This is a genomic window from Nonomuraea turcica, assembly GCF_030718205.1.
GTDB lineage: Bacteria > Actinomycetota > Actinomycetes > Streptosporangiales > Streptosporangiaceae > Nonomuraea.
In genome coordinates this window covers 40,730-52,788 of the sequence record NZ_JAUZQF010000042.1, presented here as the reverse complement: position 1 = coordinate 52,788, position 12,059 = coordinate 40,730, and the positions used below count along the sequence as shown (strand labels likewise).

Sequence of the window (12,059 nt, the reverse complement as noted above, 5' to 3'; positions counted from 1 at the left end):
ACACGTCAGCCGTCCAGGCTCACCTGGTCGATGAACGCGGAGGCGAAGCCGATCCCCTCGGGCACGCCGCTCAGCCCGGCCTTGGCGAGGTCGAGCCGGTCGCTGAGCGCCCAGATGGCGTAGCCGCCCTGGTCTCGGAGCCGGGTCTGCAGGTCCGCGAGGAGTCCGCGCCGCTTGGCGTCGTCCGGCTCGGCCAAGGCCTTGTCCAAATCCACGGACCAGGCCGGGTCCTTCCACGCCGTCTCGTTGGTGGGCGAACCGGGCGTGAGCGTCACCCTGACCACGTCGAGGAACGGGATGCCGCCCAGGTAGCTGAGGTAGAAGGGCTTTTGCGCGTAGACCGCGGAGAAGTAGGTGTCGGCCGGCTCCACGGCCACCTTGACCCGCATCCCGATGTCGGCGAGCTGCTGGGAGATCAGCGTGGCGGCGCTGTCCATGCCCGGGTAGGCCGTGGTGGTGTGCAGCGTGAGGTCGACGCCGTCGGCGAGCCCGGCCTCGGACATCAGCTGCTTGGCGCGGGCGAGGTCGCGGGTGCGTTGCGGCAGGTTCACCGGGCTGGTCGGGTCCTTGGGGGTGATGAGGTCGTTGCCGACCTCGCCGTAGCCGAGGAAGGCCGTGTCGAGGAGCTGCTTGCGGTCGAGGGCGAGCCGTACGGCCTCGCGTACGCGGCGGTCGTCGAAGGGTTTGGTGTCCATCCGCATGACGAGCGGATACAGGGTCGCGCCCGGCCTGCGGAGCAGGCGTACCGCGCTGTTGCCCTCCTGCTGCTTCGCCAGCGTGGCCGGCACGCCTCCGGCCAGGTCGACCTGGCCCGACAGCAGGGCCTGGGCCCGTGCCTGCGGATCGGGCACGGCTCGGACCTCGATGATCTTGGCCGGCGGCTTGGGGCCCCACCAGTCGTCGTTGCGCTCGTACACCACCGCTTGCGCTCCGCCCTTGTTCGTCGGGCGGAACGGCCCGGAGCCGGGGACCGGCTTGGTGAAGTCGTCGCTGCCCTCGGGCACGACGAAGGTGGCGCCTTCCAGTGCCTTGCCGACCTCGGCGTAGGGCTTCTTGGTCACCAGCTCGAAGGTGGTGTCGTCGATGACCTTGGAGGCGTCGAGGTCGAACATGGCCATGCGGCCGAAGTTCTCCGCTGCCTTCTTGCCCATGCGGCGCAGCGAGAAGAGCGCGTCGGCCGCCTTGACCTTGCGGCCGACGGAGAACGCGGCGTCGTCGCGGATGGTGATCCGCCACTTGGTCAGGGTGGCGTCGGGCTTCCACGCGGTCGCCAGGCGTGACTTGGTGGAGCCGTCGGCCCCGGGGACGGTGAGGACGTCGTACGTGAGGGCCATCCTCACCACGTCGCTCTCGCCGGGCAGCAGGCCGTGCGGATCGGCGACGGCGTTGGAGGGCGAGCCGGGCGCGGCATAGCGTACGGTCGCGGTGCTGGTGCCGGTTCCGGCCGGTGGAGAGCTGGTGACGGCCGGTTTCGTGGCGGCGCAGCCCGTCAGGAGGGCGACCGCGGCGAGGACCGCCGCTGACCGGCGGCGGAGCTGGGGATGCATGGCAACCTTTCTCAAAGTCGCGCCAGCGCCCGGTCGAGCGCGGCGTTGATCAGCTTGGCCACGGCCGGCAGCGCCGGAGGGTGCAGCAGGCCGTAGTGGTGGGCGTCGACTCCGGCGGCCTCGACGGGGCCGGCCAGATGACGCCCCCAGCCGAGGTCGGGGCGGCCCGGCGGGGTGTCGTCGACGCCCATCCCGATGCCGGAGTTGCGAGGCGACGGCCGGTCCGCCCGGATCAGCAAGGTGGCCGTGTCCGGGTCGCCGAGGCGCCGCGGGGTGTGGGCGGCCAGTGCACGCAGGTGCCTGGCGAATACGGCCAGCCGCCCCGCCAGGTCCTCGCCGCGACCCAGCAGCCGGTGCTCGCGCAGCCGCTCGGCGACCGCCGCCATCCGCCTTTCCTCGGGTACGTCACCGATCGTCAGGTCGATGCCGAGGTACGCCTCCAGCGCGTGCAGGTGCCGTACCGTCACCTCCCATGCGATCTCGGCGGCGTCGCGGCCGGGCACCTCGCGGATCAGCGCGGGATCGTTGGAGTCCAGCAGCACCAGTAGCGAGGCGTGCCGGCCACCTGCGTAGAGCTGCGCGGCCATCTCCTGGGCCACGGTGCCGCCCATGGACCAGCCGCCCACCAGCCAGGGGCCGGGGCCGCCGTAGGCGTCGATCGCCGCCACGTACTGCTCGGCGATGCCCTCGATGGTCTCGGGTCCCGCGCCGGACGCGCCCGCGAGCTCAGGGTCGGCCAGCGCCACGACGTCCACGCGGGGGTCCAGGAGCCGAGACAGCTCGGCGTAGCACAACACGTCGCCCCCGGACGGATGGGCCAGGTAGAGCGTAGGGCGGACCGCGCCGCCGGGCTCGGCACGCAGGGGCAGCACGATGTCCCGCACCGGGCCGGCCTGGACGGCCGCTCGCGGGGTCGGCGCTGCTTGGCGTGCGGATGGTGCGGCGTGGGCTGGGCTCGATGGTTCCGGTCGGAGCCATGCGTCGGACGATCGGGCCAGGGCGCGCACCCGTTCCACGTGCTCGGCGATCGCCGCCTCCAACTCGTCGGCGGGCAGGGCGGCGTCCAGTGCGTCCCACTGCAGCCGCAGTTCGCCGTCGTGTTCGAGCACCTGGTGGTCGAGCCAGGTCTGCGGGGTCTGCGAGACCGCGTACACCTGCTCGCCGGCCCACTCCAGGCGGCCTCCGCCTTCCACCATGTCGGTGATGCCGAGCGCGCTGGTGAACACCACGGGTACCGGCCGTACTTCTCCCGTCCGCGCGGCCTGCTCGGCGAGCACGTCGAGGGCGGAGAAGCCGCGGTGGTCCAGGTCGGCGAACATCCTGGCCTGAGTGGCGGCGGCCCGTTCGGCGAAGGTGGCGGCGGGCTCGGCGGGGACCTCGTGGAGCAGCAAGGAGGTGAAGTCGCCCACGACCCGGTTGACGTGCGGGTGGATGGGCGGGCGGTCGAAGAGGGTCAGTGTCACACAGAACCCGGCCGGCCCCGCCCAGCGGGCGAGCACGTCGGCGTAGACGGTCAGCAGCATCGCCGCAGGCGTGACCCGGTACCGGGAGGCGGCGTCCCGGAGCCCGGCCCACTCCTCCCGGCTCAGCCGCGCGGCATGCCGGACGAAGCGGGGCGGCGTCCCGTCCGGGTCGCGGACCGGCAGGCGGGGCGGGCCGGGCAGCGTGTCGAGCCGCTCCCGCCAGTAGTGCGCGGCGCGGTCGTCGCGCCGCCGTTCCAGGGCGGCCGCGCAGCCGGCCGGGTGCAGGTCCAGCGGCGGCAGCGGCGCGTCGAGGTCTTTGTAGAGGGTGTGCAGCTCCGACTCGATGATCCACCAGCTGGCTGCGTCGCAGATGAGCACGTCGACGCCGATGAACAGCCTGATCACGTCACCGGGCAAGCGGGCCGCCTGGATCTGCGCAAGCGGCCAGCGGTCCGGCGGGCCCGGCTTGGTCGACAACCGCTCCCGCAGGACGGCCAGCCGCTCCGTCCTGCGTTCCTCGGTCATGGAGGTCAGGTCGTGGACCCTGATCCGGTACCGGGGCAGGTCGTCCAGCACGCGCAGCCGTCCCTCGGACGTGGCCACGGCACGCAGCATGGGATGGCGGGCCACGACCTGGTTCCACGCGTCCTCGTAGCGGTCGAGGTCCAGACCGTGGCAGTCGTATTCGAGGTAGAAGTGGCAGGGCAGGTCTCCCCAGCGGTACCCGCCGTCCCGCCCGATCCAGTAGGCGTGCTGCACGCGTGTCATGGCGAAGGTGCCGTCGTGATCGACGACGTCCTCGTCCCGGGTGATCTCCAAGGTCGGGTACGGCTGCGAGCGTGCCGACTCGATCAGCTTGGCGATGCCCGCCACGGTGGGCGCGGCCAGCAGGTCCCGCATGCCGGGCTGGACCCCGAACCGTTCGCTCAGCGCGGCCAGCATCCGCACGCCCAGCAGGGAGTGGCCGCCGAGCGCGAAGAAGTCGGCGTCGGGATCGGTCACGGGCACGCCGAACAGCTCCGACCACACCTCAGCCACTACTCGCTCGGCCGGGCTCAGCCGGGCGATGTCGCCGGTGGTCACGGCCTGCCGAGGCCGTCCGGCCGCGGCGACGCGCACGTTGAGATCGGTCGCGGCGACCGCCACGATCGGGGGCGCCGTGCCCGCCGCGCAGGCGGCCAGCAGCCGGTCCAGCGCCTCGGTGCCCGTGGCCGCGTCGAGCGCGTCGGCGAGGACGACGGTGGCCTCGCCGCCGTCGTCGGCCACCCGCCAGCCGTCCCAGACCGCGCTGACCCATTGGGTGGGGCCGGGCGCCGCGAGGCCTAGTGCGTCCATCGCGGCGTTGGCCGCTGCATATGGGCCCATGCCGACGCCGCCGACGAGCGTGGTCACCGAGGACATGAGGAGCACCGTCCGGGGCCGGCGTTCCGCCGGCAGCGCGGCGATCGCGTCGCTGAGCGCGATCGTTCCCCCGGCCTTGGCCCGTACGTGCTCGGCGGCCTGCCCGGGATTGAGCGACCGCAGCGGGTCCAGTCGCGCGTCCGCGACCACGCCGGCCGCGTGCACGATGAGCTCGATCGGCTCGTCGGCGGAGAGCTCCTCGATCAGGGCCGAGGTGACGACGGGGTCGGCGGCGTCGCAGACCCGCACGTCCACACCGGCCCCGTCGAGCCCGGTCCCGCGCCGGGCGGCCGTACGGGAGGTGACGACCACGCGATGTCCGCGTGCGGCCAGGTGCCTGGCGAACAGTTGCCCCACCGCCCCCAGTCCACCCGTGATCAGTACGGTGCCGGGCGCCGCGGCGGTCGTTCCGGGATTCCCGGAAACCGCCGGGGTCCAGGGTGCCAGGCGGCGGCGCCACCGGGTCGCGCCGCGCACGGCGGTTTCCGCTCCGGTCTCCTCCCCGCCCGCCAGCGCGCCGAGCTCGCGGAGCACGGCACGCGTCTCGGTATGGAGGTCCGCCGGCGTGCCCAGGTCGAGCGTCGCCCACCGCAACCCGGGCTGTTCCTGGCCCAGGACGCGGGGAAGCACGCGGACGGCCGCCTGGGCCGGGTCGGGCGGCGGGTCGCCGCCGACCTGCTCACCGTGCCGGGTCACCAGCAGCACGCAAGGCTGCTCAGCCTGCGCGGCGGCCACGGCCGCGGCCTCGCCGAACGCGAGCACAGCGGCCGAGACGGCGTCACCGGCGGCCGCCGCCTCCTCCTCCGATGCCACAATGACCAGTCCGGTCGCCGGGTCGCCCGAGGCCGTGGCCCCACCCAGTTCGGCACGGAGCGCGTCCGCCAGTGCGCCGGTCCCGATCACCGCCCAGCGCCCGTCCGGGATCGCGGCCGGTTCGGCAGGCACGACCTGGCTCCAGACCGGAACCTGCAGCGGCTCATCCGCGGCGACCTCCAGCGACGTGCCCGCCGCCGGTGGGTCGATCCACAGGCGGCGGCGCTGGAAGGCGTAGCCGGGCGCGTGTACCCGCCGCCGCCCAGGGGCGGACAGCGCGGCCAGGTCCACGGAATGGCCGTGGGCCCACAGGGTGCCGGCCGCGTGCCGCAGGCTCACGGACTCGGGCTCGCCGGGCAGCAGCGTCGCCAGGACCGACCGCAGATGGGGCAGCGCATTCCTGCGAACCAAGGCGGACAGGGCGGTTCCTGGGCCGATCTCCACCATCAGGGTGTCTTCCTCGGGGCCGATCGCCGCCCGCAGGGCCTGCGCGAACCGCACCGGCTCGCGCAGCTGCCGCGTCCAGTGACCGGCCTGTGCCAGCTCGGCGCCGATCGGCCCGCCGGTGACCGTGCTGAACACGGGCACGACCGGGGCCCCGCCGGTCAGATCGGCCAGCGCGGCACCGAGCCCGGGCAGCTCCGGCTCCATCAGCCGGGAGTGCATCGCGGCGTCCACCCGTAGCCTCGTGCCGGTGATGTGACGTTCGCGAAGCTCGTCCGCCAGCCGGTCCACGGCCGCGGCGGATCCGGACACCACGCAGGCGGCCGGGGCGTTGACGGCGGCGACGTCGAGGCCGGGGTGGCGGGACAGCAGCTCGCGTACACCGTCCTCGCCGAGCGGGACGGCGACCATCGCACCGCCGCCGGCGGCTCTGGCCGCGGCGGCGCACCGGGCGGCGACCAGCTTGGCGGCCTCGGCAAGGGGCAGCGCCTCGCTCACCGCCGCGGCCGTGCATTCGCCCAGGCTGTGCCCGACGACGGCGTCGGGCCGCACGCCCCACGAGGCCAGCAGCCGCGCGACCCCGTACGACACCGCGAAGATCGCCGGCAGCCCGAAGCCGGCGTCGCGGACGCGCTCCTCGGCGATCCCCGGGTCCATGGCGTCGCGGACGTCGGCGCCCAGCAGCGGGCGCAGCAGCTCCGCGCACTCGTCGACGGCCCGGGCGAAGACCGGCTCGTCGCGGTAGAGCCCGCCGCCCATCCCCGGATAGGCGCTCCCCGCACCGGGGAAGGCGAAAACCACGCGCGGGCCGTCCGCCTTGACCGGGGTCGCGGCGGCCAGCCCCGCCCTGCCCACGCCCGCCACCCGATAGGCCAGCTCGGAACGTCCCACCGCCAGCGTGTAGGCCAGATCGGCCTCGTCGGGCTCGGCTCGGGACGTCACGGCCCGGGCGGTGGCGGCCGCGGCCTCGGCGGTGGCGCCCGAGACGGCCAGCAGCTGGGGCCGCGGGTCGGCGGCGACGGGTGCACGCTGCGGGGCCGGCCCGAGCACGGCGTGGCAGTTGGTACCGCCGATGCCGAACGAGCTGACCCCGGCCAGCGAAGGCGTGTCCCAGTCCCGCGTCTCGGCCATCACCTCGAACGGCGACCCCTCCAGACCGAGCAGCGGGTTGAGCGGATGGGCGTGCAGCGACGCGGGCAGCGCCCGGTGGTGCACGGCCAGGACCGCCTTGATGAACGAGGCGATGCCGGCCGCCGAGTTCGCGTGACCGATGTTGCCCTTGACCGAGCCGAGCCCGCACCACGCCGGACCAGTGTCCCCGAACACCCGCCGCAGCGCCGCCACCTCGATGGGGTCGCCCAGCGCGGTGGCGGTGCCGTGCGCCTCGATGAGCCCGATCTCGCGCGGCGACGCACCGGCCACCGCGAGCGCCTCGGCCACCGCCCGGGCCTGGCCGCGCAGCGACGGCGCGGTGAACCCGGCCTTGTCGGCCCCGTCGTTGTTGACGGCCGAGCCGTGCAACACGGCGAGCACGGGATCGCCGTCGGCCAGAGCATCGGCCAGCCGGCGCAGCGCCACCACACCGACGCCCTGCGTGTAGACGATGCCGGTGCCGTTGGCGCTGAACGGGCTGATCGTCCCGTCCGCCGCGTACACGCCGCCGGGGACGTGCACGTACCCCTGGCCCTGGGGCACGATCAGCGACACCCCGCCCGCGAGCGCGGTGTCGCATTCGCCGGACAGCAGCGACTGCGCAGCCAGATGTACCGCGACCAGCGAGGTCGAGCAGCTGCTCGCCACCGCGACCGCCGGGCCGGTGAGATTGAGCCGGTAAGCCGTCTGCAGCGGCAGGTAGTCGGCCTGGGTCGAGATCGCCGTCTGCAGGCTGCCGAGCGGGTCCCGCCCCGCGCCGGTCGGATCCCACCGGCCGGCGAGGTTGCTCGCCAGGTACGCGCTCTGCATGGCGCCGGCGAAGACGCCGACCGCGCCGGCCCCGCGTCCGCCGCCGTGGCCGGTGTGCTCCAACGCGTGCCAGGCGCATTCGAGGAACAGACGCTGTTGGGGGTCGAGCACGGCCGCCTCGGCGTCGCTGAACCCGAACGGCTCGGGGTCGAAGTCCGCCTGGCCCTCGATGACCCCGCCGACCGGGACGAACCCCGGGTGCGCCCGTAGCCTCTTCGGCACGCCGCGAGCGGTCAGCTCGTCGTCGGTGAACCTGGTCAGCCCTTCGCGGCCGTCGCGCAGCAGCTCCCAGTACGCTTCGGCGTCCGGTGCCCCGGGAAAGCGGCAGGCCAGGCCGACGACGGCGATCGGACCGGGCTCGCCTTGATCGGGTGCGGGCGGGTTCGACACGGCGCTCATCCGGCCAGCTCCGCGGCACGCGCCCGGGCGGCCCGGCGAGCGGCGGCCCGCCCGGACGCGGGTTCCGGCTCCGCTGCGCCGTCCAGGGGTGGTGCCGGCCTGGCGCCGGACGCCTCCCTTCTGGCGGTGATGAACGTGGCCAGCTCCCGGACCGTCGGCCGGGCGAACATGTCCACCACCGTCAGCCCTTCGTCCAGCTCGGCTCGCAGCGTGCGGTGGGCGAGCACCATGGTCAGGGACGACGCGCCGAGCCGGAAGAAGGGCGTGGTGACATCGACCGGCGTCTTGAGCAGCTCACTGAACACCCGGGCAACGACCCGCTCCACCTGCGGATCCGCCCCCGCGGCAGGAGCGGCGAGCGGCGGCGGCTCCTGATGGGGCGAGGCAGCGGCCGTGGCGGGGGGCACCCTGGTGGCGGCCGTGACCGAGAGCGGCCCGGCGGGCACAGCGGACTGCGGCAAGGCGGAGGGCCCGGCGGCGGACGTGGCGGAGTGCGGCCCGGCGGCCGTCCCGGCCGGGTGCGGCAGGGCGGTGGTGCCTGGCTGCGAGGAGGCGACGAGCCTGGGGAGCCCGTCGCCCTCGGCGCTGCCCTCCACGACGAGCTCCATCACCCCGTCGGGCGACACGGTGAGGCTGAGACGCAGCCCGCGCGTCACCGTCGCCGTGATCGCCCCCGCACGTGGTGCGTCCTCTTCGGCAGCGGCCGTCCGCGCGGAGAACGTCTTGGAGGGCAGCGTCTCCGAGGGCAGCGTCTCCGAGTGGCGGTCGGCCTGGGAGGCTTCGTCCGGAGCGTCCGACCGCTGGTAGGGGTTCGCGAGCGCCTTGTAGTCGATCTTGCCGTTGTCCGTGATCGGCAGCGCGTCCATGGTCAGGAAGCGGTTGGGCACCATGAACCCGGGCAGGTTCGCCCGCAAGGTCTCGATCAGCTCATCGTCCGAGGGCGGCGCGGCAGGATCGGCGGGGACCACGTAGCAGACCAGCCGGGGGCGGTCGTCGGGCCCGGGCACCGCGCGGGCCACCGCCTGCCGCACGGACGGCAGCCGGTCAAGGGTGGCCTCGATCTCGCCGAGCTCGATCCGGTGGCCGCGGATCTTGACCTGCCGGTCCAGCCGGCCGAGGAACTCGATCGTCCCGTCATACCGCCAGCGTCCGAGGTCGCCCGTGCGGTAGAGGCGGCGGCGCAGGATTGGGTGCGTGATGAAACGCTCGGCCGTCTGCCCCGGGTCCCCGACGTAGCCGCGGGCCAGACCGTCCCCGCCGATGTGCAGCTCGCCGGGCTCGCCGACCGGGCACGGCCGGCCGTGTTCGTCGAGGATGTGGAAGGACTGACCGCGGAGCGCCCTGCCGTACGGGATGCTGGGCCAGGACGGGTCGACCTCGCCGATGGGGTGGCAGATCGACCAGATGGACGCCTCGGTGGCGCCGCCCAGGCTGACCACCTCGGCGTGCGGGGCCAGCGCCCGCAGCCGGTCGGGCAGGGTCACCGGGATCCAGTCGGCCGACAGGAACACCAGCCGCAGCGTGGACAGCGCCCCGCGTACCGCCTCCGGCTCCAGCTCGGCGTATTCCACCAGCATCTCCAGCAGAGCGGGAGCGGTGTTCCACACGGTGACGCGGTGGCGGGCCATCAGCTCCAGCCAGTGACCGGGGTCGCGCTGGCGACCGGCATCGGGCAGCACGACGGCGCCGCCGGAGCCGAGGACCGAGAAGATGTCGTAGACCGACAGGTCGAAGCTGAACGCCGACAAGGCGAGCACCCGGTCGCCGGGGCCGAGGGGGAAACGCTCGGCGAGGTCGTCGAGAGTGGTACGGGCCGCGCGGTGCTCGATGGCCACGCCCTTGGGCCGCCCGGTCGAGCCCGACGTGAAGATCACGTAGGCGAGGTCGTCCGGCGCGGGCCGCCGCGACTCGGCCTCGTCAGGATGCTGAAGGACGCCATCGTCGTCCAGCCGGTGAACGGTGACCTGCTCCGGCCATGCGGCGTCGTCGGCCTCCGCCGCCAGCAGCGCCATCCGGATCGACGCCTGCTCGCTCAGCGCGGCCACCCGGCTGGCGGGCCAGGAGGGTTCGACCGGCACGTACCCCGCCCCGCTGGCCAGCACCCCAAGCAGCGCGGTGACCTGCGCGACGCCCTTGTCCACCGCCACCGCCACCAGGTCGCCGGGCCCGGCCCCGAGCGCGGCCAGTGCGCGTCCGGTGCGGGCGGCCCGCTCGGCGAGCTCCCGCGCCGACACCTCGCGGGTCAGGTCGAGCAGGGCGGGCGCGGACGGGCGCCGCTCGGCGGCGGCGCGCAGCGGGTCGTCCAGGAGTGGACCGGCCCCGTCGAACACCCCGCCCGGCACGTCCTGGTCGGCCAGGAACGACGGATCCCAGCCGAGCGCGGGGTCGGTCCACAGCTCCGGCTCGGTGGCCAGCCGCCGTAGCAAGCCGACGTGCGAGGCCAGCATCCCGTCGACGAACCCGGCCGGCAGCGCCCCGTCCACGGCGTCCCACGCGATGCGGAGCCTGCCGTCCTCGTCCCAGACGATGTGATCCAGCATCACCTGCGGCGTCTGCGAAACGCCGAAGACCTCCGTGCCGAGCCAGGCGGCGGGCGGCTCGCCCGGCCCCGCCAGGCCGACTCCGCTGGTGAAGACCACGGTGTGCGTGGGGACGGGCAGGCCGGTGGCCGGGTCGGTCACCCGCGGGCGCTCCCCCGACTCGATCGCTGTACGCAGTGCCTCCATCCCGGAGACGGCCCGGTGGTCGAGGTCGGTCCAGAACTGCCGGTTGACGGCGGCGGCGTAGCCGGCGAAGCCGTACCAGCGTCCGGGGTCGGTCGTGGGGATCTCCACGAGGACGGTGCTGGTGAAGTCGCCGACGACACTGTCCAGACCTGGAGTGTCGTCGCCGAGGGCGAGGTCGTCGCGGTCGAAGAGGGTGGTGTTGAGGCAGAAGGGCTCGCGCGCGCCCCAGCGCTGCAGCACCAGGCCGAAGGCCGCCAGCAGCAGGCCTGTGGGACTCAGCCCGTGTGCCGCGCCCTGCTTGCGCAGCTGCGCCCAGTCCTCGGCGGACAGCTCGGCGGCGTGCCGGGTGATGCGGTGGCCGCGGAAGTCCGCCGGACCGCGCGTCCAGGGCAGAGCGGGTCCGTCCGGCAGCGCCGGAGCCCGCCGGGCCCAGTAGGCGGCGTCCAGCTCGCGCCGCCGCTGCGCGGCCGGGTCCTCCAGCCGGCGCCGTACGAGATCGGCGAAGCCGAGCGGCGGCGCGGGGAGTTCCAGGGCGGGGTCGGCCACGATCTGCCCCCACTCCCGCATCAGGCGCATCCAGCTCATGAGATCCAGCGCGAGCACGTCCACGCCGGCGAACAGCCGGGTGCGCCCGTCCGGCAGCAACGCCGCACGCAGGTCGAACAGCGGCCACCGGTCGGAGGGAAGCACCTGGTGTGAGCATTCATGGCGGAGGGCGTCCAGCGCCTGCTCGACGCGTTCCGGTGTCTCGGCACGCAGGTCGGCACGGGCGATGGCGTAGTCGGGCACCTGGTCGAGCACCCGCTGCCGGGCGTCGACGTCCACGACCATGCGCAGCATCGGGTGCCGCCGGACCAACCTGTTCCAGGCGCTCTCCAGCCGATCGAGGTCGGCCTCGGGTGCTTCCTGCGGCACGCGGTCGTACTCGAAGTAGTAGAAGGTGGCCACTCCACCCAGGGGGAACGCCGGGTCCCGGCCGACCAGGTAGGCGGTCTGGATGGGAGTCAGCGGGAACGGCTCGCCCACCTGCGCGGACTCCTCCGGCACGGTCCCGGCGGCGATCGTGCGCGCGGTCGCGTCCCCGAGGAAGGCCGTCAGCGGCAGGTCGAGTCCGGACTCCTCCAGCAGGCGCCGCCGCAGGCGCACAGCGGTGAAGGACTCCAGCCCCAAGGAGGTGAGCGGGGCGTCGGGGTCCAGGTCCGAGGGCCGGAGTTCCAGTACGTCGGCCAGGCAGGCGAGCACTTCTTCGACGGCGGCGGAACCCAAGGGAGAACCCCTTCCACGGAGACGGCACAATGGAAACG

General features: G+C 74.1%; 3 protein-coding genes. All 3 read right to left on the bottom strand.

The features are described from left to right. Window positions 1-5: 5 nt before the first annotated feature. From Q9G87_RS55920 to Q9G87_RS55910, 3 genes are read right to left on the bottom strand one after another with little or no spacing between them, the layout of a single operon-like run. Window positions 6-1,547 carry an ABC transporter substrate-binding protein gene (locus Q9G87_RS55920; RefSeq protein ID WP_305924857.1) on the bottom strand — a complete coding sequence of 514 codons (1,542 nt, stop codon included), beginning with the start codon at window positions 1,545-1,547 and terminating at the stop codon, window positions 6-8. An 11-nt stretch (window positions 1,548-1,558) separates the two neighbouring features. Then, the gene (locus Q9G87_RS55915) at window positions 1,559-8,029 is read right to left on the bottom strand and encodes an SDR family NAD(P)-dependent oxidoreductase (RefSeq protein WP_305924856.1); all 6,471 of its coding nucleotides are present in this window, start codon (window positions 8,027-8,029) and stop codon (window positions 1,559-1,561) included. Beyond that, on the bottom strand, window positions 8,026-12,021 hold the full coding sequence (locus Q9G87_RS55910; protein WP_305924855.1) for a non-ribosomal peptide synthetase: 3,996 nt from the start codon (window positions 12,019-12,021) through the stop codon (window positions 8,026-8,028). The genes Q9G87_RS55915 and Q9G87_RS55910 overlap by 4 nt, the downstream gene beginning before the upstream one ends. Window positions 12,022-12,059 lie beyond the last annotated feature (38 nt).